The organism is Streptomyces sp. NPDC002467 (genome assembly GCF_042889825.1).
Lineage (GTDB): Bacteria > Actinomycetota > Actinomycetes > Streptomycetales > Streptomycetaceae > Streptomyces.
This window is the reverse complement of the sequence record NZ_JBIARJ010000004.1, coordinates 35,078-59,970: the sequence shown is the minus strand read 5'-3', so window position 1 is coordinate 59,970 and position 24,893 is coordinate 35,078. Positions and strand designations below refer to the sequence as shown.

Annotated in this window: 14 protein-coding genes and 3 pseudogenes; 4 read left to right on the top strand and 13 right to left on the bottom strand. The window is 76.2% G+C overall.

The genetic code is table 11. The annotated features are described in order from the left end of the window. Positions 1 to 66 precede the first annotated feature (66 nt). Complete coding sequence (locus ACFYYJ_RS09905) at positions 67 to 675, top strand: DUF6434 domain-containing protein (RefSeq protein ID WP_389130627.1); 609 nt, start codon at positions 67 to 69, stop codon at positions 673 to 675. A 2-nt stretch (positions 676 to 677) separates the two neighbouring features. Here the strand turns inward: ACFYYJ_RS09905 and ACFYYJ_RS09900 are convergent. After that, a pseudogene (locus ACFYYJ_RS09900) lies at positions 678 to 920 on the bottom strand (MFS transporter); the annotation flags it as partial. Between the two features lie 109 nt (positions 921 to 1,029). On the opposite strand from ACFYYJ_RS09900, the pseudogene ACFYYJ_RS09895 reads away from it, so the two are divergent. After that, positions 1,030 to 1,338 (top strand): annotated as a pseudogene (locus ACFYYJ_RS09895) (helix-turn-helix domain-containing protein); the annotation flags it as partial. Here ACFYYJ_RS09895 and ACFYYJ_RS09890 read toward each other — a convergent pair. Then, the gene (locus ACFYYJ_RS09890) at positions 1,323 to 1,889 is read right to left on the bottom strand and encodes a dihydrofolate reductase family protein (protein WP_389130625.1); all 567 of its coding nucleotides are present in this window, start codon (positions 1,887 to 1,889) and stop codon (positions 1,323 to 1,325) included. The pseudogene ACFYYJ_RS09895 and the gene ACFYYJ_RS09890 overlap by 16 nt on opposite strands. A 27-nt stretch (positions 1,890 to 1,916) precedes the next feature. On the opposite strand from ACFYYJ_RS09890, the gene ACFYYJ_RS09885 reads away from it, so the two are divergent. Then, complete coding sequence (locus tag ACFYYJ_RS09885) at positions 1,917 to 2,996, top strand: enoyl-CoA hydratase/isomerase family protein (RefSeq protein WP_389130622.1); 1,080 nt, start codon at positions 1,917 to 1,919, stop codon at positions 2,994 to 2,996. Here the strand turns inward: ACFYYJ_RS09885 and ACFYYJ_RS09880 are convergent. Beyond that, positions 2,983 to 3,162 (bottom strand): annotated as a pseudogene (locus ACFYYJ_RS09880) (hypothetical protein); the annotation flags it as partial. The gene ACFYYJ_RS09885 and the pseudogene ACFYYJ_RS09880 sit on opposite strands and share 14 nt — an antisense overlap. Positions 3,163 to 3,195: 33 nt before the next feature. Between ACFYYJ_RS09880 and ACFYYJ_RS09875 the strand changes: the two are divergent. Next, positions 3,196 to 3,681, top strand: coding sequence for a DUF6924 domain-containing protein (locus ACFYYJ_RS09875; RefSeq protein ID WP_389130619.1), 486 nt, complete (start codon positions 3,196 to 3,198; stop codon positions 3,679 to 3,681). Positions 3,682 to 3,747: 66 nt separating this feature from the next. On the opposite strand, the gene ACFYYJ_RS09870 is transcribed toward ACFYYJ_RS09875, so the two are convergent. The 10 genes from ACFYYJ_RS09870 to ACFYYJ_RS09825 all read right to left on the bottom strand — a co-directional run bounded on the left by ACFYYJ_RS09870 (position 3,748) and on the right by ACFYYJ_RS09825 (position 24,828). Further along, positions 3,748 to 4,656, bottom strand: coding sequence for an SDR family oxidoreductase (locus ACFYYJ_RS09870; protein ID WP_389130616.1), 909 nt, complete (start codon positions 4,654 to 4,656; stop codon positions 3,748 to 3,750). Positions 4,657 to 4,665: 9 nt separating this feature from the next. Beyond that, positions 4,666 to 5,970, bottom strand: a complete 1,305-nt coding sequence (locus ACFYYJ_RS09865; protein WP_389130613.1) for an MFS transporter — start codon at positions 5,968 to 5,970, stop codon at positions 4,666 to 4,668. An 11-nt stretch (positions 5,971 to 5,981) separates the two neighbouring features. After that, positions 5,982 to 7,268: an alkaline phosphatase family protein gene (locus tag ACFYYJ_RS09860; protein ID WP_389130611.1), complete on the bottom strand. Its 1,287-nt coding sequence runs from the start codon at positions 7,266 to 7,268 to the stop codon at positions 5,982 to 5,984. Positions 7,269 to 7,341: 73 nt separating this feature from the next. After that, positions 7,342 to 8,490 carry a galactokinase gene (locus ACFYYJ_RS09855; protein WP_389130609.1) on the bottom strand — a complete coding sequence of 383 codons (1,149 nt, stop codon included), beginning with the start codon at positions 8,488 to 8,490 and terminating at the stop codon, positions 7,342 to 7,344. Continuing rightward, positions 8,487 to 10,346 carry a methyltransferase domain-containing protein gene (locus tag ACFYYJ_RS09850; protein WP_389130606.1) on the bottom strand — a complete coding sequence of 620 codons (1,860 nt, stop codon included), beginning with the start codon at positions 10,344 to 10,346 and terminating at the stop codon, positions 8,487 to 8,489. Before ACFYYJ_RS09850 ends, ACFYYJ_RS09855 begins: the two co-directional genes overlap by 4 nt. After that, positions 10,343 to 11,536: a glycosyltransferase gene (locus ACFYYJ_RS09845; RefSeq protein ID WP_389130603.1), complete on the bottom strand. Its 1,194-nt coding sequence runs from the start codon at positions 11,534 to 11,536 to the stop codon at positions 10,343 to 10,345. Before ACFYYJ_RS09845 ends, ACFYYJ_RS09850 begins: the two co-directional genes overlap by 4 nt. Then, positions 11,533 to 12,369: an alpha/beta fold hydrolase gene (locus ACFYYJ_RS09840; RefSeq protein ID WP_389130600.1), complete on the bottom strand. Its 837-nt coding sequence runs from the start codon at positions 12,367 to 12,369 to the stop codon at positions 11,533 to 11,535. Before ACFYYJ_RS09840 ends, ACFYYJ_RS09845 begins: the two co-directional genes overlap by 4 nt. Before the next feature lie 7 nt (positions 12,370 to 12,376). After that, positions 12,377 to 12,766, bottom strand: coding sequence for an acyl carrier protein (locus tag ACFYYJ_RS09835; protein ID WP_389130597.1), 390 nt, complete (start codon positions 12,764 to 12,766; stop codon positions 12,377 to 12,379). Further along, complete coding sequence (locus tag ACFYYJ_RS09830; protein WP_389130594.1) at positions 12,756 to 17,429, bottom strand: beta-ketoacyl synthase N-terminal-like domain-containing protein; 4,674 nt, start codon at positions 17,427 to 17,429, stop codon at positions 12,756 to 12,758. The genes ACFYYJ_RS09835 and ACFYYJ_RS09830 overlap by 11 nt, the downstream gene beginning before the upstream one ends. Next, positions 17,422 to 24,828 carry an SDR family NAD(P)-dependent oxidoreductase gene (locus tag ACFYYJ_RS09825; protein WP_389130591.1) on the bottom strand — a complete coding sequence of 2,469 codons (7,407 nt, stop codon included), beginning with the start codon at positions 24,826 to 24,828 and terminating at the stop codon, positions 17,422 to 17,424. Before ACFYYJ_RS09825 ends, ACFYYJ_RS09830 begins: the two co-directional genes overlap by 8 nt. Between the last annotated feature and the right edge of the window lie 65 nt (positions 24,829 to 24,893).

The window sequence follows — 24,893 nt, the reverse complement described above, 5'->3', positions numbered from 1 at the left end:
CAAACTTACAAGTCCAACTTACGAGTTCCGGGCTCCAGGATCCGCGTTTCTCGCTACGATGCGAACGTGAGTGCGAATATGGAAGAATCCCGTCCGGCCCTGACTCCGCGGCTGACCGGAGCCGAACTGCTGCGCTGGTACTGGACGCTGGCCGAACTGAGCTCGCTGGCACGGGAGATGGGGCTGTCGGCCGGGGGCGGCAAGGTCGCCGTCACCGCCCGGCTCGCCGCAGCGCTCGACGGCCTGCTCGCACCGGCGAAGGCACCGGCGAAGGCGCCGACGACGGGACCGGCGACAGCCCCCGCCGCGCCCGCGCGACCCGCCGCGCGCCGGACCGCACGCCAGCTCGCCGCGCCCGTCGACGGCGCGACCGTGATCCCGCCGGGGCAGCGGTGCAGCCAGGTGCTCCGCGAGTACTTCACGCGGGAGATCGGCCCCGGCTTCCACTTCGACGCCTTCATGCGGGAGTACGTCGCCCGGCACGCGGGACACACCCTGGCCGAGGCCGTCGCCCACTGGCACGCCACGCGGGCCCGGGCGGCCGAACCGCAGGAGGTGGCGGCCCAGTTCGAGTTCAACCGCTTCCTGCGCGCCTGGCACGCCGACCATCCCGGCGGGACCCGGGCCGAGGCCCTGGACGCCTGGAAGGCGCACCGGGCCCGGCCCCGGAACTGACCTCAGCGGGCCGGTTCCGGCTCGGCGGCGGGCTCCGGCAGCCGCCGGGCCGGCGCCCACGCCGGCACCGGGAGCACCGCCGGCGGCAGCAGCGCCGTGCGCGGCGAGGCGGCGTCCGCGGCCGCGCCGATGAGCGGGCTCGCCAGACCGCCCACGCTGACGGTCAGGCCGAGCGTGACCCCGCTCGCCGTGCCCATGCGCGTCGGGAGGTGGTCCTGGCCCAGGGTGACCGACCACCACCAGGGAGAGCCGGAGGAAGGCCCGCCGGCCCTCCTCCAGACCGGCCGCCGGGGCATCCTCCGGCCGGGGGGGCGTGCCGGAGTCGGTCCCGGCGGCCCGGGTCGGGGCCGAGCCCGCGCCTCGCGGCGGTGCGCGCTGCTGCACACCGACCCGGGGGACCCGCGGGGGCCGGCGGCCCTGGCCTCGGCGGCCGGGGCGGGGGCCGGCGAGCGGACGCCGAGCCGGCTGTTCCGCGCCGAACTGGGGAGGACGTTCCCGCAGTGGCGCACCCAGCTGAGGCTGCACCACGCACTGCGGCTGCTCGCGTTCGACACCCCGGTGACGGCGGTCGCGCACCGTTGCGGCCGGTCGTCCGCGAGCGCCTTCATCGACGTCTTCCGGCGGGCCTTCGGGCAGACGCCGGGCGCCTACGGGCGCTCGTAGGTCAGCAGCACCACGCCGTTGCCGAAGGCGCGCGAGCCCGTCAGGCGCAGCGGTACGCGGGCGTCGGCGGGCCGGAAGAGCGGCCGGCCGCGGCCGATGCGCACCGGGTGCACGTAGATCCGGTACGCGTCCACGAGGTCGAGGCGCAGGAAGGTGGCGGCGAGATCGGACCCGCCCAGGAGCAGGTCGCCCCCGGGCGCCGCCTTGAGCGCGGCGACCTCCTCCGGGACCACGTCACGCAGGACGGTCGTGTTCCAGTCGGCCCCGCCCGGCGGGAGGGTGCGCGAGTACACGTACTTCGGCACGGACCGCCAGATCCCGGCGAACTCGGCCACCGCCCCGGCGTTGGCGGGGTCGGCGTCGGCGGTGGGCCAGAAGTCGGTCATCAGCTCGTGCGTGACACGGCCGCTGAGCAGGCCGCCCATCGGGCGGATCGCGTCGTTCATGTGCTGGTGCAGCTCTTCGTCGACGCAGTGCCAGTCGATCTGCCGCTCGGGGCCCTCGAAGAAGCCCTCCAGGGAGATCCCGCTCATCAGGATGATCTTCCGCATACCGCTCCACGCTACATACTGGCCCGTGTGAAGAGCTCAGACGACACCGGGAACACCGGCGACACCGTCCTGTTCGAGGTCCGGGGACGGACGGGGGTGATCACCCTCAACCGCCCCAGGGCCCTCAACGCCCTCACCCACCCCATGGTGCTGCGGATCGACGAGGCCCTCACCGCCTGGGAGGACGACCCGGCCGTCCACCAGGTGCTCATCCGCGGAGCCGGGGAGCGCGGGCTGTGCGCGGGCGGGGACATCCGTGCCATCCACGACGACGCCAAGGCCGGGACCACCGCCTCCGCCGACTTCTGGCGCGACGAGTACCGGCTCAACGCGCACATCGCCCGCTACCCGAAGCCGTACGTCGCCCTCATGGACGGCATCGTCATGGGCGGCGGCGTCGGGGTCTCGGCACACGGCTCCGTCCGCATCGTCACCGAACGCTCCCGCGTCGCGATGCCCGAGACCGGCATCGGCTTCGTGCCCGACGTCGGCGGCACCTGGCTGCTCGGCCGCGCCCCCGGCCGGCTGGGCACCCATCTCGCCCTCACCGGAGCCGCGGTGGGCGCCGCCGACGCGATCCTGTGCGGGCTCGCCGACCACTTCGTACCGGCCGCCGCGCTCCCGGAGCTGACCGCGGAACTCGCCGCCGCCCCGGCCGCGGAGGTCCTCCGGCGCCATGCCGAGGTCCCGCCGCCCGGTGAACTCGCCGAGCGACGGGCCTGGATCGACCGTTGCCACGCGGCGGACACCGTCGAGGAGATCGTCGAGCGGCTGTACGCCGAAGGGGACCCGGCCGCCAAGGAGACCGCCGAGACGATCCTGGCCAAGTCCCCGACCGCCCTCAAGACCACCCTCGCCGCGCTGCGCCGGGCCGCGGAGCTGACGACCCTCCCGCAGGTGCTGGCGCAGGAGTTCCGCGTGTCCTGCAACGCGCTCACCTCGCCCGACCTGGTGGAGGGCATCCGGGCCCAGGTCGTCGACAAGGACCGCAGTCCCCGCTGGTCGCCGGCCCGGCTGGAGGAGGTCGCCGCGGCCGACGTCGACCGGTTCTTCGCCCCGCTCGGCGCAGGCCGCGAGCTCACCTTCCCCGGGCTCAGCACCTGTTGACGTACTCCCGAAGGTGGCGGGCGGTCAGCGTGTCGGCCTCCGCCACCAGCGTGGACGGGGTGCCCTCGAAGACCATCCGGCGGGTGTCGTGGCCGCCGCCCGGGCCGATGTCGATCGGCCAGTCGGCGTGCGCCACCATGGCCTGGTGGTGCTCGATGACGATCACGGACCCTGCCCGATGAACGAAGGAGGGGCCGGAATGCCGTCCGACATCGAGGGACGCGACGAGTTCGCCGCCCTGATCGTCAGGACCGACTACGGCGACGAGGCGGCCTGGCGACGCGTGACGGAGGAGCTGGGCCGGCCGTGGGGTCTCGACGGGGACTTCGAGGCCCGGGTCCACCTCGCCGACGACCCGTCCTGGGCCGGCGCCACGCCGGAGCAGGTCCTCGCAGCCGTCGGCCGGGACGAGGAGCTGAGCGTGGTGTTCGTCGCCGACCGCACCACCATGACGTCGCCCCACCGCGCGCTGCTCGCGCTCCACGTCCGCGCGGAGGACGAGGACGAGCACCTCGACCCCGAGTACTACGGGCAGCTCGTCGATTCCCCGCCCGCCCGCGAGTTCCGCACCGCCCCCGCCGGCGTCCACGACGTCCACGCGAACCTCTCCCTCGCGAACATGGACTTCGAGGACTACGCGGAGGCGGCGGTCGAGGATCCCGAGGGCGTCTTCCGCGGATTCTGATGGCGACGCCAGTGGGCTGGGAGGTGCCCCTGCCGAGCCTGACCCGCAAGATCCGAAAGAGACGGCCTACCGGTAGCCCGTGACGTCCGCCGGGCGGCCTGGGTCCTGGACTTCGACCATGTAGCGCCAGGCGTCCGGGCGGCTGCCGTCGAGGTCCGTGAAGCCGTACACCCCCGCCAGGCCGCCGCTGGAGAGGGACCGGCCGTTCCAGCGGGAGACGTCCGGGTCGGCGGCGAGGGCGGCCACCGCGCGGCCCACGTACGACGGGGTCTCCGAGATGGCGAAGTGCGGGACCGCGGAGAGCGCGTCGCGCCAGTTCGACTCCTTCACGCCGAAGGCGTCCAGCATCATCTCCGACCGCAACCAGCCAGGGGTCAGCGCCACCGCCGTCGCCCCGCGCGGACCGAGCTCGTGCCCCAGGGCGAACGCCATCCGCAGCACCGAGGACTTGGCGATGTCGTAGAAGAAGGAGTTGCGGTAGCGGCTCGCGTTGTAGTCCGCGGTGCCGTCCGTCATCTCCACCACCAGCCCGCCCGGCTCGCGCAGCAACAGCGGGAGCGCGTAGTGGCTGGTGACGGCATGGGTCTCCACGGCGAGGCGCAGCAGCCGCAGGCCGTTGTCCAGGTCGTGTTCCCAGACCGGGCTCTCCCACTCGAAGAGCCGCTCCCCGCCCCAGATGTCGTTGACGAGGATGTTCAGGCGGCCCTGTTCCGCGTCGATGCGCCGCACGAGTGCCTCCACCTCCGCAGGGACCAGATGGTCGGCGACCACCGGGATCCCCACCCCGCCCGCCGCCGTCACCAGCTCCGCGGTCTCCTCGATCGTCTCGGGCCGGTCGTACTCCGAACGCCGCCCGCGGGTACTGCGCCCCGACACGTACACCGTCGCGCCCGCCGCGCCCAGTTGGACCGCGATCCCGCGGCCCGCGCCGCGCGTCGCGCCGGCCACCAGGGCGACCCTGCCTTCGAGCACCATGCCTCGACCCTACGACGACGCGCGTGGTCCGCGCCCGCGGACCACGGCGAGCACGCCGCCCGAGGCCACCGACAGCAGCAGCCCGCCGGCCCCCGCCGCCAGCGCCGGACCCGGCCCCCACACGGTCCAGGCCGCCCCGAACGCCACCGACCCCGCGAAGCGGGCCAGCGCCTGCGCCGTCTGGAGTACCGCGAGCCCGGTGGTCCGCAACTCCGCCGGGAGCACCGCCCCCGCCGCGGCCATCAGCACCCCGTCCGTGGCGGCGTAGAACAGGCCGAGGAACACGAGGACGCCGACGACGAGCGGGAGCCCGGCCGGCACCGGGAGCAGGAGCAGCAGGCACGCGCCGACCAGCGGCACGTGGCCGCAGAGGAAGACCCGGCCGCGACCGAGCCGGTCGGCGACCCGGCCCGCGGGCACGGCGGAGGCCAGGAACACGGCCGCCGTGCCGACCGGCAGCAGCGGGAAGTACGCGGCCGGCAGGTCGAGCCGGCGCTGGAGCAGCAGGTAGAGGAAGGCGTCGCCGACGGTGAACAGGCCGAGCACGGCAGAGGTCAGACACAGTCGGCGGAGCTCCGGGACGCGCAGGAGGGTGCGCACGGGGGCCCCGGAGCGGGGGGAGCCGGGGGAGCGAGCGGGCCGCCCGGCAGCGGGCGCGGGAGCGGCCGCGGGGGACTCCCGTACGAAGAGCGCGAGCAGCGCCACCCCCAACACGGCGACGCAGCACGCGACGGTGAACACGGCGTCGTACCCGTCCACCACCACCCACAGCACCCCGAACGCGGCAAGCGGCCCCAGCAGCGCCCCCGTCGTGTCCAGCGCCCGGTGCACGCCGAAGGCGCGGCCCTGGTCCCGAGGCGGGCAGGACAGCGAGATCAGCGCGTCGCGCGGGGCGGTGCGCAGACCCTTGCCCGCCCGGTCGGCGGCGAGCACCGCCGCCACCGACCAGGGGGTGGCGGCGACGAGCAGCGCCCCCTTGCAGGCGGCGGACAGCGCGTACCCGGCGCCCGCGACGAGTTTGCGGCGCCGAGTACGGTCCGCGATCCGGCCGCCCACGAGGCGGAGCAGCGCGGTGGCGCCCTGGTGGAGTCCGTCCAGGGCGCCGAACGCGAGCGGGGACATGCCCAGTCCGGCCACCAGGTACAGCGGCAGGACCGCGGTCACCATCTCCGCGGAGACGTCCGTGACCAGGCTGACCAGGCCGAGCGCGATCACCGTGCCGGGCACGGCCCGCAGGGGCCCCCGGGGAGCGGGAGCCTCCACGGCAGCGGCGGAGGTGGCGGCGTCGGCGGCCCGGCTGGTCGACAGGTACACGGAGGGTCCTCTCAGAACCAGTTGACGGTGAGCGGGAACGCGGCGGTGACGGTCGCGCCCGTGGAGTCGGTGGCGGTCGCGGTGATCTGGACCGTGGCGACGGACCACGGCTTCCCGCTGATCCGGCCCGTGCCGGCGTCGACGGTCAGTCCGAGGGGCAGGCCCGTGGCCGCGTAGCGGACCGGGGCCTTGCCGCCGGTGGCGGTGAGCTGGATGGTGCATGACTGGTTGAACTTGCAGGTCTGGGGGCCGGGGTTGGCCAGCTTCAGATCACCCGCGGTGGGGGTGGGAGTGGGAGTCGGGGTGGGAGTCGGGGTCGGCGTGGGGGTGGGGGTGGGCGTCGGTGTGGGGGTCGGCGTCGGGGTGGATCCGGTGGTGAACACCTCGCTGATCGGCTGCACGTTCGCCGCGTTCCCCGCGTGCGTCGCCGACCCGAAGAGGTCCTCGAAGGTGCGCAGCAGGTGGTGGTGGTTGAAGGCGGTGGAGTACGTCCCCGTCCTGACGTTCGCGCCGTAGAAGACGGTCGCGATCTGGTTCGAGCCGAGGTAGTTGTCCTCGTCCCAGGTCAGCACCAGCAGGCTGTTGTTGGCCTTGGCCCACTGCGCGTAGGCGTCGATGTTGTTCTTCGTCCACGTGTCACCCGTGTTCACCGAGCACGAGTGCATGTCGTTGCACTGGTTGGGGACGACGAACGACAGGTTCGGCAGGGCCGCGAAGTTGTTCTGCGGGAACTGGGCCCACGTCTTACCTGTGCCCAGCGGCACGTTCTTGAAGGCGAACCAGGGGTTGTGCTTCTGCGCGTACTGGCCGTTCGTGCAGGCCGTGGAACCCTCGCTCGGCAGGTCCTCGTTGTACGTCGCGAAGGTCTTGCCGGCCGCGATCACCTCCTGGCCGAGGTTGGCCGCCGTCATCGACTGCGGGGTGTAGCAGCCGTCCCCGGTGATGCCCTGGGTGGCGCCGGAGAAGAGGTTGAAGTAGTTCGGCTGGCTGGGGTGGGTCAGCGCCTTCATCCCGGTCAGGCTCGCCCCGCCGCCCGCCAGTTGGTTGATGTACGGGGCGTTCGAGCTGCCCATGATCTCGCCGTACTGCTTGTTCTCGTACACGACGACGACCACGTGGTCGTACGAGGGCAGACCCGCGGCGGCGGCCGCAGGCGTGACGGCTCGCGAACCGGTCTCGGCGGCCTGGGAACTGGCCACCGTGAAGGCGCCCAGCAGGCCGAGCGCGCCGAGGGCGGCCACGAACGCGGAGCGCCTGGCCCCGCGTCTCGTGGTCGTTCCGGGTGAGTGGGTGGACATGATGGTGCCTCCTCGGGTCTGGTGCGCGGATGGGGTGCCTCGGGTGGTGCTCGGGTGGTGCTCGGGTGTGGTGCTACTCCTCGCGCCGGGCCGGTCCGGCCACCGCGATGTTCAGGAACCGCGGCACGGGCCGTCCCCGGCCGCGGAAGTCCTCCGCGACCGCGGCCCGCACCGCCGTCAGTCGTGCCTCGGGCAGCAGCACCAGCACGCTCCGGCCCTCCCGCTGCCCGGGCTGCCAGGCGCTCAGCGCCCCGGCCGCGCGGGTGAGGGCCATGGCCCGGGCCAGCTCGGCGGGCCGGTCCGCCGGGTCCCCGCGTACGGCCAGCAGCACGAGCCGCGAGCCCGAGGCGGCCGGGTCGAAGTCGACGTACCGACGGCCGCGACCGGGTTCCGCTGCGAGCAGCAGGGCCTTCCCGGGCCGGGCGAACAGTGCCGCCCGGCGCAGCGTGTCGTCCCCGTCCGGCAGGGCGTCGGCGAGCAGCCGCGCGAGGTGGGCGCGGTCCGGGTCCTCGCCCCGACGGCCGTGCACGTCGGCCACGGCCAGGGCGATCGCGCACTCCGCGGGCTCGGCCGTGGCCAGCCCGGCGGCCGCCGTGAGCGAGCCCTGCACGTGCAGGTCGGTCCCGCCTCGGCCGTGGCCGGCCCGGGCCAGTGCGCGCAGCACCGCGTACGGCCGTGCCGCCCACTCGGGGGCCTCGGGCGGCGGCCCGGCCAGGGTCAGCGGCAGGTCGCAGCTGTCGGCGGGGTGGGCGAGGGAGCTGAGCCGCACCAGCCCGTCGGTACGCGGGGCCGCGGCGGCCGCTGTGGGCCAGCCTGCCGCCGCGACCAGCCCGGGGGAGCCGAGGTGGAAGGCGTACGGGGCACTCCACACGGCGGCCGGCCGCCGCCCGTGCGCGGCCTCCAGGGCGTAGGCGACGAGCCGGAACAACGGATCGACGGTGGCCCTGCGGGCCAGGTCGCCTCCGGCGGGGTCGGCCGGGTCCGGGTTGCGCGTGCGGGCGGCTGCCGGGTCCGTGCCGGGGGCGGGCCCGGGGTCGCCCGGGCGGGCCGTGGCCGGGGCCGGGCGGGCGGTGCGCTGCTCTGCCCCCGGGGCGGTGGCTTGGGTCGAGCCGGGGGCGGTCCGGGCCGCGCGGGTGCCGGATGCGACGGTGCCCGTTCGGGCCGCGGACGGCGGGTCGGGCGGCGTCGAAGGGGACGGGAGTCCCGTGGTGGGGTGGGTCATCGGGTGTCCTTGCGGGCCAGGAGGCGGTAGGCGTTGCCGCCGTCGGAGTGGTGGGCGGCCGTGGTGCGCAGGGCGTCGAGGGCCGCCGCGGCCACGAAGAACGGCAGGGAGGCCACCCGTACGGCGCTCGCCCGGGCCCGCGCGCCCGGTGTCGGCGGGGGTCCCCACGGCCGGTCGGGGTCCGGGGCCAGCCGGGTCGCGGTCAGGGCGACCGCCCCGAAGAAGTCGTTGCCCTGGTGGGCCGGACCGTGCTCCTCGGCCAGGACCGTCAACCCCCGCTCGGACAAAGCCTCCCGCAGGTTCGCGGCCGGGATCAGGTGCTGGTGCTGCGGCTGGAACCACGGCAGCCAGGCCGGGCCGAGCAGCCCCGCCATCCGCGACTGCGGATCGGGCAGCTCGATCGTCAGGAACCCGCCCGGGGCGAGGACCGCGGCCGCCGCGTCCAGTTCGGCGAACGGGTCCCGCGTGTGCTCCAGGTAGTGGTACATGCTGACCACCTCGTACTGGCCGGCCAGCTTCGACGCGAACTCCGGGAACTGGCCCTGGAACCCGGTCTCCACCCACCCCCGGTGCTCCGCCTCGCGGACCCCCTCGCCCATGTCCAGCCCGTCGAACCGGGTCCCCGGCCACACCGCCCGCGCCGCGTTGCAGAAGTGCCCGTGTCCGGTGCCGACATCCAGCCAGGACGCGGGGACGGTGTGCGGGCGGAGCATCTCGGCACGGCTCCGGTAGGCCGCGCCGAGCCTCCCGAAGACCGTGCCCGCGCCCTCGCCGCCGCGCCCGTCGTAGAAGTCGCGGTAGTAGAACTCCAGCCCCTCCGGGCTGAGCCGGGGGTTCTGGAAGACGTGCCCGCAGCCCCCGCAGTGCTCCAGGGTGAAGAGGCCCGGCTTGCCCTGGAGCAGGTCCGGCACCCGCACCCGTACGGACAGCCGGTGCGAGCCGCACCACGGGCAGTCGGGGCGGCGCGGCTCCAGGAACCGGTCGGTGCCGTCGGCGAGATCGGCCCGGTACGCCGCGCCCCTGAGGGGGTCCGCGTCCGCCCGGCGGCGGGCCGCCGCCGAGGCCGTACGCAGGGCGGCACCCAGGGAACGCAACGGCCGGGTGGCGCAGGCCCGGGCCGGATCCGCCGGCCGCAGCGGGGAGCCCGGCCCGCCGAGCGCGAGGTACGGCTGGAGGCAGTACAGCCCGGCGGCGGCCGCACCCCACCGGCCGTCGCGTACGACGGCGGCCGCGAGCAGGGCCAGCCCGCCCAGCTGCGCCGCGGCCAGGGCCCCCGGCGGCAGCCCCTGGGCCCGCAGCTCGGCGGCCCGGGCCGCTCCCCGTACGACCCCCAGCCGCCCCGCCGGCCCACAGCTCAGCGCCGGGGCGATCGCGAGCCCCGTCGCGTCGGGCGCGTACTCCTTCAAACGGCGTGTGAGCGCGAGGAGTTCCGCGGGATCGGAGTACGGCCCGGCCGCGTCCACGCCGGCCCGGGCCGCCACCTCCTCCGCGACCAGCACCGCGAATCCGGCACCCCGTCCCTCCTCGAGCCGGTCCTCCCGGTAGCGCGCCGGATCCACCAGCCGCAGCAGCCCGAGCGCCCGTTCGGCGGGCAGGTCGGCGGGCAGCAGGTCCAGCACCCGCAGCCCCTCCCGCTCGGCGTGCGCACAGGCGGCGAGGAAGGTGGCCGCGTCGGGCTCCACGCCCCGGGCGGTCAGCAGTCGCCACCCCGCGGGGCGCGGCACCGCGGCGGCCGGGGGCGGGACCACGGGCAGCACGTGGACCGCCCGCAGCCGCCGCCGGGTGCGCACGGTGCCCGCGCCGAGCGCGGCCAGCAGCAGCACCGGGACCCAGGGGATGCGGGGGAGGGGTGTCATGTGAGCTTCTCCAACCGGTCGGCCGCGGCGACGGCCCCGCCCGCCGCGGCGAATGAGGCCTGGATCCGCCGGGCGGCCCGGCGGGGGCCGGGGTCGTCCAGCACGGCCGTGAGCGCGTCGCGCAGTTCCTCGGCCCGGGTCCTGCCGAACCGCACCCGGACCCCCGCCCCCGCCTCGACGACCTGCCGGGCCACGATCGGCTGGTCGTCCCGGATCGGGGCGACCACCAGGGGCAGCCCGTGCGCGAGGGACTCGCAGACGGTGTTGTGGCCTCCGTGGCAGACCACCGCGTCCAGGTGCGGCAGCAGCTCCAACTGCGGGACCCGCTCCTGGAGCAGGAGGTGGCGGGGCGGTTCCCCGATCAGGGAGGCGGGGGCCGCCAGGACCAACTGCGCCTCCCCGGCCAGCCGTTCGGCGGCCCCCAGCACCGACCGGTAGAAGCGCTCCCCCGCCTCCTGGTTGAGGGTGCCGAGCGACACCAGGACGCGCTTGCGGGCCGGGTCGAGCCGCTGCCACGGGAATCCGGGTGAGGCGGGGCGGGCCCCGAAGGCCGGCCCGACGAAGGCGTGGTGCGGCGGGAAGTCCCCGGTCCGCCCCACGAGTTCGGGGGTGGAGAAGACCAGCACCAGCCGCTCCGAGAACCGGGGGTCCCAGCCCTCCCCGTCGTCCCCGAACTCGGCGAGCAGCCCGCCGATCCGCCCTGCCACCCACTCCCCGACCTTGGGGAAGTCGGCGAAGGGCCGCGTGAGTTCGGCCGAGGTGCTGGCGGAGGTGACCCAGGGGACACCGAGCCTCCGGGCGACCAGCGGCCCGGCCAGGGCCTGCTGGTCGGCGACCAGTACGTCCGGCTCGAAGGCGTGGACCGCCCGGGTGACCCCCGGAACCATGGCCCGGGCCAGCGGCACGAGGGCCTCTTCCCACAGGAAGCGCAGTGCTCCGACCCCGCGCAGATCGCGCCAGCGTGCGTGCAGACCGGCATAGGCGCCGCCGATCTCCCGGCCGCCGATCTCCCGGCCGTCCTCCCCGTCGCCGGCCGGCAGGATCCGGGCCCGGGCCGGAAGCAGATCGGCCAGGGCGGAGGCCGGTCCGGTCCAGGCGACCTCGTGCCCCCGGGCGACCAGTTCGGCCCCGACGGCCACGGTCGGGTTGACGTGTCCGGCGAGCGGGGGAACCGTGAAGAGCACCCTCATGGGACCAGAGCTCCCGTCGGGGCGCGGTGCCCGGCCGTGGCCGCCGTGGCGTCGAGATGGGCCAGTACGGTCTTGCGCAGCGTCCCGCTGCTCTCCTTCAGCACGTCGTGGCCCAGACCCGGCAGGATCTCGATCGAGGCGACCTCCGGGGCGTGGCGGACCAGTTCCCGCGCCCCCGGCACGAGTTCGGAGTGTTCACCGCAGACGATCAGCACCGGGCAGCGCAGCAGGGCGTAGTCGGCCGGGGTGAAGGTGCGGCTCGCGGCGATGTCGTCGATCAGCGTGGTGCGGTTGAGGAGGGCGTCGGCGATGGCCGTCAGGTTGGCGGCCTTGCGCAGACGCAGGCCGTGCAGCTCGGTCGGGACCGGGCTGTCCTCCAGGCTCAGCGCGGCGGCCGACAGGGTGTCCACCATGTTCTCCACCCAGCCGCCGCTGAGGGGTGGTTCGAGGAGGGTGAGCCCGGTGACGAGGTCGGGCCGGGCCAGGGCGGCGTGCAGCGCGAGCGTCCCCCCGTAGCTGTTGCCGACCAGGTGGACGGGTCGCCCGCCGAGGTCCAGGGCTCCGAGCAGCGCGAACAGGTCGCGTACCGCCGTGCGGCTGTCGTAGCCGGTGGGCGGCCGCTCGGTGCGGCCGTGGCCGCGCAGGTCGTAGAGGACGGTCTCGTGTCCGGCCAAGGCGACGGGCACGGCCAGCGGGCAGTAGAAGGAGGACAGGTTGTCGACGACCAGCCCGTGCAGGAACACGACGACGGGCCGGTCGGGGCCGGCGGCCGCGGCGTCGGCCGGGAGCCGCTGGACGTGGAAGCGGAGCGAGTCCGCGAGGACGACGGCCATGGCGGGCTCAGCCGGCCGATGCCGGTGCGGCCGGGACGGCCTGGGCGGCGGAGACGGCCGGACTGGCCGAGGCGGGCCGCCGGGCGGGACCGGCCGGGTTGGCCGTCGCGGTCCGTGACAGGGAGGCGTGGGTGATCCGGCCGATGTGCGTGACCAGTTCACCGACGGACATCGCCAGGATGGCGTCCATGTCCTTCTCCGCCAGGAACCCCATCAGGTCCACGTCGGCGCCGTAGCGGTGGTGCAGCAACTCGGCGAGGGCGACGAACTCGACGCTCTCCAGCGCGAGATCCTGGTTGAAGGTCGTCTCCATCGTGACCTCCTCCGCGAGCAGGTACTCGTCGCCGACGATCTCCACGAGCATGGAGGTGATCTCGGCGAGGATGTCAGGTGCCATGACGGGTCTCCGTGAGCTGGAAGGGGACGGTGGACGGGGCAGCCGGGTCCGCAGGGCCCGCCGCGTCGGCGGTCCAGGCGACGACGTGGCCCGGGGGCGCGAGGTCGAGCAGGGTGGCGCGGACCGGGTACGGCCGGCCGCCGGGCGAGTGCACCAGCAGGGCGCCGGGATCGGGGTTCCCGGGATCCTCGGCCGTCACCCGCCATGCGCGGGGCCGGCCGCCGAGGCCGCTTCCCTCCGCCTTGGCCGCGGCCTCCTTCGCGCACCACAGGGTGGTCAGAGCGGCCGGCAGGCCGGTGCCGTCGACGGCGGCCAGCCGCTCCGCCAGGCGGATTTCGTCCGGGCCGAGGGCGATGCGCACCAACGCGTCCGGGTCGGCGGTCACCGGTTCCACGTCGATGCCGACCGGCCGGGACGGATGGGCGAGGGCGACCGCGATCCGGTCCTTGTGGGCGATCGACAGTCGGTAGCCGCCGGTCAACGGCCCGAGCGCGAGCGGGCGGCCCGCCGCGTCGTTGCCGATCGGGACCTCCACGGGGAACACCGGCCCCGCCCCGGCGTCCCACAGCAGGCCGCGCAGGGCGTCCTTGGCCGCTATCCGGCCCAGCAGCCACGGCGCCTTCGCGCGGGGTGACAACCCCTCGTAGAGCGCCCGTTCCGCGGCTCCGAGGTAGCGGCGCATCACCAGTTCCTGTGAAGCGGGGTCGGTCCAGCGCCGCCGGGCCAGGCACCAGCCCTCGGGCCGGGGCTCGCCGATGCCGCACACCTCGGGGGTGAACTTCATCGGCCAGACCCGCTCGTCCGCGCCGAAGCGGCGGTACGTCCACCCCTCGATCCGCGCCCACACCGGGCCGGTGGCACGGCCGTCGGCGTCGGCGCGGCGCAGTTCGAGGTCGCCGCGCACGCTGATGTCGCGGACCTCGCGGATGCGGGCCGTCGCGGCGACGAGCTCCCGCCCGGCCGGCGGGGGTCCGTGGAAGTGGATCCTGTCCACGGTCGCGGGGAAGACGAGACGGTCCACCGGCAGCCGCAACTGCATCCAGTGGCCGAACAGTTGCCCGGCCGCGTCGAGGAGCGCACCCGGATCGGGCAGGGCCCGCAACACCCCGTGGACGCCGTCCTCGCCGACGGCCCGCACCTCGTGCACGGCGGCGAACCGCGGGCCGTGGAACATCCACCGGTCCCGGTACAGCGCCTCGGCGCTGACGGGGGCCGGACGCGGGTCGCGCAGGGGCGTCGGGTCGGGCGCGGGCGGCCGCTCGTACCGCGCGCCGAGCAGTACGACCACGCTCGCGTACTCCCCGAGGGTGACGCGCAGCCGACCGGGCCCGGCGTCCCGGACGGTGACCTCGACGTCCACGGCCGGCTCGACGACGAGCCAGCGCAGGGCCCGTACGTCCTCGTACCCGACGACGGCGAGGCCGGGCGGAGCGTGGCGGCGGGCGGCGTCGGCGGCCAGTTCGAGCATGGTCGTCATGGGCACGACGGGGAACCGGTCGGAGTCCTCGGGCCAGCCGTCGGGCTGGAGGTAGACGCAGTGGTCCCGTACGTAGGGCAGCGCGGCGAGGGAGAGGCGGAGGCGTGATTTCCCCGTGGACCTTCCCCAACCGTGGGGACCGTGGAGATCCGGCCCCGCCAGGGTCGCCCAGGCCTCGGTGACGCTCCGGGCGGCGGTGCCGGTGTCGGCGAGTACGGCGTCCAGGGCGGACAGCAGCACCGGCCGGGGTCCGGTCGGCTCCGCCGGCACGCGGGGCGCGGCCGGTGACAGGAACCCGCCGAGTGCCGCCCGCGCTCCCTCCCCGAGCCGCACCAGCGGCGATCCGAGGTCCAGACGCACGCGGCGGTCCCGGCGGGTCCCGTTCCCGGAGCCCGGCGCACCCGTGCCCGTGCCCGTGCCCGAACCCGGGCCCGAGCCGCGGCTCGAACCCGGGCCCGAGCCGGGCCCCGCACCGGGGTCGTCGGCGCGACGAAGGGACCCCGCGTGCGTGTCAGGGAGGCCGACGGCCGTGCCGCCCGCAGGGGACAGGCGGTCCCAGCGCGGGGTGTGCCCCTCGGCCCACAGCGCGGCGCACGCGCGGCGCAGGGCCGCCAGGCCGCCGAGTCGGGGGGAGGAGACGGACACCGACAGGTGGGGGCGGTCGCGCAGGGTGTCCTCGACGAAGCCCGGCAGGCTTCCGGGGCCCAGCGTCACGAAGGACCGCACGCCCTGTTCCTCGTACAGCCGCAGGGTCAGCTCACGGAACCGGACCGGCTCCAGCAGGTGGCGGACCACCAACTCCCGTACCTCGCGCGGGTCGGAGGGGAAGGGGGCGCAGGTCGTCGCCGACCAGACGGGCAGTGTCCCGGACGTCAGCGGCAACCGCCCGAACGCGGCCCGGACCTGCCCCAGGTACGGCTCCCACATCGGCGTGTGGAAGCCCGAACGGAACGGCAGTTCCTGACCGAGCACCCCGTCCCCGCGCAACCGGGCCACGACGGTGGCCACCTGCTCCGGATCGCCGCAGACCACCGACTGGTGGGGACAGTTGTCGTGGCTCACCACCACCCGGTCCAGCCCGTGCAACGCCGCCTCCGCCCGCCGCGCACCGCACCCCAGCGCCGCGTACACGAGGTCCGGGACCAGCAGGTCCCCCGGCCGCAGCGAGCCGAGGAAGGTGTCGGCCGCCTCCTTCGGGTACATGCCGGCGGCCACCATCGCCGCCCACTCGCCCAGGCTGTGTCCGGCCAGTACGTCGGCCTCGATGCCGAGCCCCGGCATCAGCCCGGCGAAGAACCGGCCCGTCGCGATCGCGTCCAGGGCCCGTTCGATGAGCGTGGAACCCCGGGTGAGCGGGGGCCGCGCGGCCCCCAGCCGCTCCGCCACGTCGTCCACCACGGGCGCGAACTCCGGCTCCAGGCCCGGGAACAGGAAGGCCGTCCGGCCGCCCAGCGGCTCCGGCGCGAACCACACGTCCCCCCTGCCGCGCCAGGCCCGGCCGCGCGCCACCGCCTTCGCGGCCAGCGCGAGCCGCTGTGGTGTCGGCCCGACCACCGCCAGTCGGCAGGGCCCGGAGCCCCCGGATTCCGGGGTCCCGGCGGCCAGCAGCGCGGACAGCTCCGCAGGGTCCTCGGCGGCCAGCAGGAGTACGTCCTCCCGGGCGCGGGCCGGCGGCCCCACCGGCGCGGCCGCGGGCCCCAGCGGCAGGAACCGCCGCACCGGAGCCGTCGGGCGGGCCGCCGCCGGAGCCTCCTCCAGCACCACGTGGGCGTTGATCCCGCCGAATCCGAACGCGTTGACCCCGGCGCGGCGCGGCGCCGGCCCGCGCTCCCACGGCTCGGCCGTCGCCACCGGCCGCATCCGGGTCCGTACGAGGTCCGCGTGCGGCTCCTCCAGATGCAGGGTCGGCGGCAGCACCCCCTCGTGCACGGCGAGGGCCGCCTTGATGAGTCCGGCCATGCCGGAGGCCTGCATGGTGTGCCCCAGGTTCGACTTCACCGACCCGAAGCCGATCCCGCGCCCCCCGGCCTCCGGCTCGGGCGGGCCGAACACCCGCGCCAGAGTGTCCAGTTCGGCCGAATCGCCGACCGGGGTGCCCGTGCCGTGGGCTTCCAGCAGCCCCAGCGCGCCCGGCGCCCGCGGATCCAGACCGGCTTCGCGCCAGGCCCGCTCCAGCGCCCGTACCTGACCGGCGACGAGCGGACTCATCAGGCTCGCCGCCCGGCCGTCCCCGGCCACGCCGGTGCCGCGGATCACCGCGTACACCCGGTCGCCGTCGCGTTCCGCGTCCGCCAGCCGCTTCAGCAGCACCACCCCCGTGCCCTCGGACAGCAGGGTTCCGTCCGCCCGCCGGTCGAAGGGTCGGATCCGCTCGCTCGGGCTGAGCGCCCGCAGTTGCGTGAACACGCTCCACAGCGTGGCGATGTGGCAGTGGTGCACGGCGCCCGCGACCACCGCGTCGCACCGCCCGGCCGCCAGCAGCCCGACCGCCTGGTCCACGGCCAGCAGCGAGGAGGCGCAGGCCGCGTCCAGGGTGTAGGCGGGCCCCCGGAAGTCCAGCCGGTTCGCGGTGCGGGCGGCGGTGAAGCTCGGCACCAGCCCGATCGAGGCCTCCGGCCGTTCCGGGCCCAGCGCCTCCTGGAACGCCGACCGCACTTGCGCGATCCGCCGCTCGCCCAGCTCCGGCGCCAGCTCCCGCAACGTCTGGGCCAACTGGTGGGCGGTGCGCACCCGTTGGTCCAGACGTGCGGTGGCCACCCCCATGAAACCACCCCGCCCCAGCACCACCCCGATCCGGGAGCGGTCGGCCGGCAGCCGGTCCTCGCCGCCCGCGTCGGCGATGGCCTCGGCCGTCGCGTGCAGGGCCAGCATCTGGTCCGGCTCGGCACCCTCCACCGCGGCGGGCATGATCCCGAACCGGGTCGGGTCGAAGGCGGCGAGTCCGTCGACGAAGCCGCCGCGCCGACAGTAGAACCGGTCGCCGGAGACGGGCCCGGACGCGCCGTCCGGGTCGTAGTACACCTCCGGATCCCAGCGCCCGGGCGGGACTTCGCCGATGGAGTCCGTACCGGCGAGGAGGTTGCGACGATAGGCGCCCAGGTCGCCGGCCCCGGGGAAGACGGCCCCCATCCCGACGATCGCGGCGTCGGTCGGGCGCGGTCCGCGGCGTGGTTCCCGCTCACTCATCGCCGTCGCCCTCCCCTTCCGCGTCGGCCATCAGGACGACCTGTACCTCGGTGCCGTGCGCGAGCTCGGCGAGGAACGCGGCGGTGCCCGCCTCGGGCGCGATCAGCGGGATCCCGCGCCGTTCGTAGGCGCGCTCCAGCTCCGGGGTGACCATCCCGCCGGCGTCCGAGGCCCAGGGACCCCAGTCGACGGCCAGTACCCGGCCGGGGAAGGACTCCGCCCAGGTGTGCGCGAGACCGTCGAGGGCGTCGTTGGCCGCCGCGTAGTCGCACTGGCCGCGGTTCCCGTACACGCCGGCGACGCTGCCGAACAGGGCGAGGAAGCGGGGCGGGGGCGTCGAACCGTGCTCGGCGGCAGCCGTGGCGAGGTGGCGGGCACCGGCCACCTTGGTGGTGAACACCTCGTCGAAGTCGGCCGGTCGCTTGTCGCGCAGCAGGGCGTCCCGCAGGATCCCGGCGCCGTGCACGATCCCGTCGAGCCGGCCGTGCCGGGCGCGTACGTCGTCCACCACGGCCCGCACGGCGGCCGCGTCGGTGACGTCCGCGCAGTGGTAGCGGACGGAGGCCGCCACGCCGGCGAGTCCGGCGAGGGTGGCCCGTACCTCGCGCTCGGCGAGGATCCGGGAGGCGGCCGCCTCGATCTCGGCCGGTTTGCGGAGCCCGGTGGCGATCAGCGCGGCGCGCAGGGCGACCCGGTCGTGGGCCTGACCGAACGCGTCCCCGGCGGGGTCCGGTGCGGGGGTGCGGCCGATCAACTCGACGTGGCAGCCGGTGGCGCGGGCCAGGGAAAGGGCGGTCCGGGCGGTGATCCCGCGGGCGCCGCCGGTGAGCAGGACGACGGAGCCGGGGCCGAGTGGCGGCTCCCCGTCCCCTTCGGTGAGCCGGGCCGGCACCGGGAGGCGGGCCACCCGTACGCCCTCGGCGGTGTAGCCGACCGAGGCGCGCGCGTCGCCGCCGTCCGGTCCGTTCGCGTCGTCCGCGCCGGTCAGCTCGTCCACGAGCTGTGCGGCGATGCGGTCGGGGTCCTCCTTGGGCTGGACCTCCACCGCGCGGACCAGTGTGCCGGGGTACTCCAGGGCCGCGCTGCGCGCGAAGCCGTGCAGGCCGGCGCCGGGGGTGCCGGGCGCGGTGACGAGGAGCAGCCGCCGGACGCCGCCGGTCAGGGCCTGCCGCAGCCCGGGGAAGGCCGCGGGCAGTACGGGTTCGGCCCCGGGCCGCAGCGCGGACAGGTCGACGACCCCGTCGAACGCGGGCACGGCCGCGCCGCCTTCCTCCGCCTCGGGGAGCACGGTCACCAGCGCGCCGTGCGCGGCCAGGGCCGTGCCGAGGGCCGGCGCGATGCCCTGCCCGTCCTCGACGACCCCGACGCGCAGGCCGCGCAGTTCCGCGGGCCGTCCGTCGGCGGGGGCCACGGGCACGGCGGTGACGACGAGCCGGGCGAGGGGCGCGGGTGCGGGGCCGCCGGGTGCGGGCGCGGCACCGGGCTCCGGCCCGGCGCCCGTCACCCCTGCCGATGCCTCCCCGGGCTCGCCCGCGTGGGAGACGACCCAGTCCACGATCCCGCGCAGGGTCTTGATCCGGGACAGCTCCTCGACCGCGTCCTCGGCGGTCCCGCCGGCGCCCTGCGGGAGCCCGACGCGGTCGGCGAGGGCGCCGATGATCTCGACGCGTTTGATGGAGTCGATCGAGAGGTCGGCCTCCAGGTCCAGCTCGGGGTCGAGCATGTCCCTGGGGTATCCGGTCCGGGCGTGCACGATTTCGAGTACGACGTCCATGACCGCCTCGGCGGTCCGGTCGCCGCCACCGCCGGCCAGGTCGGTGTCGTCGGGCGCGAGGGCACCCCGGCCCGCACCGGGCGCCCCTCCGGGCGCGGTTGCCGTGCCGCCGACCGGGACGGTGCCCCGGTCGGCTCCTGCCGCTCCGTCGGGCCAGGGTCCGGTCGCGACCGCCGCGCCGTTCGCCGCCGGGAGCCACCCGCCCTGTGCCGCCCCGCCCTGTGCGGCTCCGGCCGTGGCCGCGCCCGGCCCGCCCCACCGGTCGTCCAGTACGGGTGCGCCGGGGGCCACGCCACCCGGGCCCCACGCGTACGACCCCGCCTGGGCCGGCACCGCGCCCAGGTAGCCGAGCAGGACGTCCCGCTGTGCCTGCACCAGTTCGCGGGAAGCGCGCAGGTACGCGAGGACGGCCTCCTCGCGCCGCTCGGCGGCGGGAGCCGCCTCCGTCGCCACGCCCGGGTCGGAAGCGTGGCCCGTGCCCGGACCGGTGGTGGTCGGTGTCCACGAGCCTGCGGCCGGGGGTGAACCAGGAGTGGTGGCCGGGGGCGCCCACGGGTCGGTGGTCCGGGTCGCGTCCTGGAGCCCCGTGCCCCCCGGAGGGACCCGGCGGGCCGGTTGGAGGCCACCTCTGACGGGAGTGCCGTCGGCCGTGCGGACCAGGTGGCCGTCCACCAGCCAGCCCGGGCGGCGCGGGGCGCGGTCCGGGAGCGGGGAGGTGCGGCCCCGGAACAGGGCGGCGGGGGTGATCTCCACGCCCGCCGCCGCGAGTTCCGCCAGTGCCGTGACCAGCCGGAGCAGCCCGTGCTCGCCGGGCACGTCCAGCGGGACCACCGTGTGCGGGCGGTCGCCCAGGACGCGGGCGACCAGCCCCGACAACACCCGGCCGGGGCCCGCTTCCACGAAGGTCCGGACACCGGAGTCGTACATCGCCTCCACCTGCTCCACGAACCGCACCGGCAGGCCGAGTTGGCTCGCGAGGAGGCCCCGTACCCCATCGGCGGAAGCCGGGTAGGGCGCGGCCGTCGCGTTCGACCACACCTCGACGTCCAACCCGGACACCGCCGTCGCCGCCAGCTCGGTCGCGAGGGCTTCCTCCGCCCCCGCCACCACCCGGCTGTGGAACGCGCAGGCCACGGGAAGGAGTCGGGCCGACAGCCCCGCCCCGCCCAGCGCCGACACGGCCGCGTCGACGGCCTCCGTCGGGCCCGAGATCACGCACTGCCGGGGCGCGTTGTGGTTCGCCACCACGCATCCGGCGCGCTCGGCGATCTCCCGTACCTCCTCCGGCGCCGCCGACACCGCCGCCATCGACCCCGGATCCGCACCGGCCGCCGCCAGGATCGCCTCGGCCCGCCGGGTGCTGAGCCGCAGCAGGCTCTGCGTGTCGTACGCCCCGGCCGCCCACAGCGCGGCGAGCTCCCCGTACGAGTGCCCGGCCACGCAGTCCGGCCGGACGCCGAGCTCGCCGAGCAGCAGGTGCGCGGCCGCCCCCGCCAGCCCGAGGGCCGGCTGGGCCACCCGGGTGTCCGTGACCGCCGCCCGCCGAGCCGCCCGCTCCTCGGCGGTGAACGCCGCCGGCGGGAACATCGCCGAGACCACCGGCTCCGGCCCTTCGTCCAACAGCCCGCGCAGCCCCGGGAAGGCCATGAACAACTCGCCTAGCATCCCTGGCCGTTGACTGCCCTGCCCGGGGAACAGGAACGCCACCCGCCCCGGCCGCGCCGACTCCTCCCGTACGTGGACCCCCGCGCCCGGAGCGAACGCGCGGGCCTGCTCCAGCCGGGCGGCGAGCTCGTCCGGGCCCGTGGCGACGACCGCCACGTGGACCGGCCCCGCGTCGGCGGCGACCTCCGCCGCGAGGTCGCGCAGCGCCCACGGACGCCCGGCCGCGTCGTTCTCCTCCAGGCGGGCCGCGAGCCGCGCCATCGACCGGCCCGCCGCCCGGCGGTCCTCCCCGCGGAAGAGGAACACCTCGGCGGGCCACTCCTCCAGCCCGTGCCGGGGCTCCTCGGTGCCCGCGTAACCGGCCAGCACCGCGTGGAAGTTGGTACCGCCGAAACCGAACGCGCTCACGCCGGCCACGCGCCGCTCCGGGGGCTCCGCCCAGGGCCGGGCCTCGTCGTCGAAGAAGAAGGGGCTGCTCGCCGCCTCCCAGGCCGGGTTCGGGGCGTCGATGTGCAGGGTCGGCGGGCGCACGCCCGCGTGGACCGCCCGGGCCGCCTTGATCAGCCCGGCCAGGCCCGCCGCGCACTTGGTGTGCCCGAGCTGCGATTTGACGGAGCCCAGCGCGCAGGACCCGGCGTCCGCCCCGGCAGCGGTGAACACCTCGCTCAGCACGGCCAGTTCGGTGCTGTCGCCGACCACGGTGCCGGTCCCGTGCGCCTCGACCAGGCCCACCTGGCCCGGGGTGACCCCGGCGCGTGCGTAGGCCCGTTCCAGAGCCCGCCGCTGGCCCTCGGGGCGGGGGGCGGTCAGGCCGAGCGACCGGCCGTCGCTGGAGGCGCCGACCGCCTTGATCACGGCGTACACCCGGTCGCCGTCCCGCTCGGCGTCCGCGAGCCGCTTCAGGACGAGCGCGCCGACGCCCTCGCCGAGGGCGATCCCGTCGGCGGCCGAGTCGAAGGGCCGGCAGCGGCCGCCGGGGGAGAGCGCGCGGACGGAGGCGAACATCAGGTAGTCGTTGATGCCGTTGTGCACGTCGGCACCCCCGCACAGCACCATGTCGGAATCCCCGTCGCGCAGTTGGCGGCAGGCGAGGTCGAGCGCGGCGAGCGAGGAGGCGCAGGCGGCGTCGACCGTGCAGTTCGCGCCGCCGAGGTCGAGCCGGTTGGCGACCCGGCCGGCGATCACGTTGGCGAGGATCCCGGGGAAGGAGTCCTCGGTGAGGCGGGGCAACTGCTCGTCCAGCGCGGGCGGCAGCTCCCCGAGGTAGGCGGGGTGCAGGGCGCGCAGCCCGTACGCGCCGGCCAGCTCGGTGCCGGCCTCCGCCCCGAACACCACCGAGGTCCGGGAACGGTCGAACTCCCGGCCCTTGCCGTACCCGGCGTCCGCGAGGGCCCGCGCGGAGATCTCCAGGGCCAGCAGCTGTACGGGCTCGATCCCGGTGAGGGAGGCGGGCGGTATGCCGTGCGCGAGGGCGTCGAAGGGCACCGGGCCGAGGAAGCCGCCCCAGCGGGACGGGGTGCGCTCGCCGGCCCGGGCCGGGTCGGGGTCGTAGTAGAGCTCCGGGTCCCAGCGCTCGGCCGGCACCTCGGTCACGGCGTCCGTCCCGGCGAGCACCATGGCCCAGTAGGCGGCGAGGTCGGGGGCGCCGGGGTAGGCGCAGGCCATGCCGACGATGGCGACGTCGAGCGGGTCGCCTGCCGGCAGCGGCTCGGCGGGGGTGGCGAAGTCCTGGGCCCGGCGGGCCAGCAGCTCCGTGGCCCCCTCGGTCACCTGCGCGTGCAGCGCGGCCACGGTGGTGGTCCCGGCCCGCAGGGCGGCGGCCTGCCCGAGCATGAACAGCCCTTCGGCGTACTGCACCTCCTCGGTCACGCCCTCCAGCCGGTCGCCTCCCGGCGCGGGTTCCCGGGCTTCGGGTGTGCCCTGCCCGAGGCCGCTTCCCCGGACCGCCCGGCCCCGGGCGTTCGTCCCGCCTGTCCGGACCTCGTCCTCGGCCGGGGCCGCCCGCTCGGGTGCCGTGAGCCCGGCGGCGTGGTCACTGGGCGCGGCTGCGCCGCCGGGGCTCCGCCCCGGACCCCGCTCCTCAAACGCCGGAGGGGCTGAATCGCCCCCCACCCGGTCCCTGCCCGTTCCGGCCGAGCCCGCCGCAGGTGAAGCCGCCGAGCCCCCAGCAGGGGAACCGGCAGGGGAACGTCGCAGGCCCTTGCTGGCCAGGCGGAGGCGGCCCAGGTTGAGGGACTCCAGTTCCTCCCAGATCCGGCGCGGCTCGGTGCCGCTCTCCGTGAGGCGGCGGCGCGCCGCCTCGAAGGCGTCGGCGTACGGGGTGGCCGCGCAGCGCGTCGCGTGGCCGGGGGCGGTGTGCAGCAGCACCGTACGGTCGCAGTCCAGCGCCGCCCGCTGGAAGCCCGGCACGACCGCGCCCGCCGCCACCGCCTCCTCCGTGAACAGGTACGCCGTACCCATCAGCACGCCCACCCGTGCGCCCCGCTCCGCCAGCGGCGCCGCGGCCGCCGCCACCATCGCCGCGGAGCGCTCGTCGTGGACGCCGCCCGCGAACAGCACGTCCAGCGCCTCCGGTTCCGGGCAGGACAGCAGTCGCTCGATCTGCTCCTCCCACAGCGGGAACGACGCCCGGGGCCCTACGTGGCCCCCGCACTCCAGCCCCTCGAAGACGAACCGCCGCGCCCCCTCGGCGAGATACCGCTCCAGCAGCCCCGGCGACGGCACGTGGAGGTGGGTCCGGATCCCAGCCGCCTCCAGGGGCGCGGCCTGCGCCGGAGTGCCTCCGGCGATGATCGCGTACGGGGGCCGGGCCTCGGCCACGGCGGCCAACTGCTCGCGCCGCAGCTCCGGCGGGGCGAAGCCGAGCAGGCCGACGCCCCAGGGGAGTTCCCCGAGCCGCTCGGTGCTCTCGGCCAGCAGCTCGCGTACGTCAGGGCCCTCCATCACCGCGAGCGCCAGGTAGGGGATCCCGCCCGCGTCGGCCACGGCCCCGGCGAAGGCCGCCCGGTCGCTGACCCGGGTCATCGGGCCCTGCGCGACGGACAGCGGCCGGGCGAGCGGGCGGGCCCGCGCGGCCGCCGCCAGGTGTGCGGAGATCGCGGCCCGTACGGCCTGGAGCACGCCCCCGGTGGTCCGGTACCGCGCGGCCAGCCGGGCCGCCGAGGCCCCGTCCTGTCCCACGGGCAGCAGTTGCGCCCTCAGGTCCCGGGCCCCGAGGAGCGCGGCCACGGGCCCCTCGGGTCGGGGCAGGTCGGGCCGCGTGAACACCCGGTGGCCGCGCTCCAGCCGGGTCTCGGAGCCGTCCATCGCGCTCAGCGCCGAGCAGACCTCCGCAGGCAGCCCGGCCTCCCCCTCGGCGGTCAGGGCGAGTTGTACGTCGAGCAGCACCCCGGCGGCTCCGCCCGCGACGGCCGCGGCCGCCGTGTGCGGGCCGATGCCGCCGAGGGCCCGTACGGGCACGGTGACGCCCGGATCCCCGAGCAGCTGCTGGAGCAGTACGAACGTGGTGGTCCCGCCCACCCGGCCACCGGCCTCGTGCCCCTTGGCCACGAGTCCGCCGGCCCCCGCGGCCACGGCCCGCGCCGCCTCCTCCGGGTCGGTGACCTCGGCCCAGACCCGCGGGCGTCCGGCCGCCGCGGCCCATGCGGACACCTCCGCCGGGGAGTGGTACGCCGGATCCGCGAGCAGCACCGTGTCCACCGCGGCGGGCAGCTCCCCGGGCTGGACGCGGCAGCCGACGGGCACCCGCACTCCGTACCGCCGGGAGGCGTCGCCGCCGAGCCGGCGGGTCAGCTCCGCGAACGCGCGCCGTGCGGCGTCCGGGTCCCGGCCGAGATCGAGCAGTCCGAGGGCCCCGGCACGCTCGGCGGCGGCCACGATCCGCGGGTGCGGCTCCTCGAAGGGGGTGACCGCTACGACGAGGTCGCGGGTGGCGGCTGACTGCGGGGGCTGGGGGATCACGGGCGCTCCTCTTCGAGTGCTGTGTGACATGGCGCAGTACAGGGCGGAAGAACGGGGAACGGGTG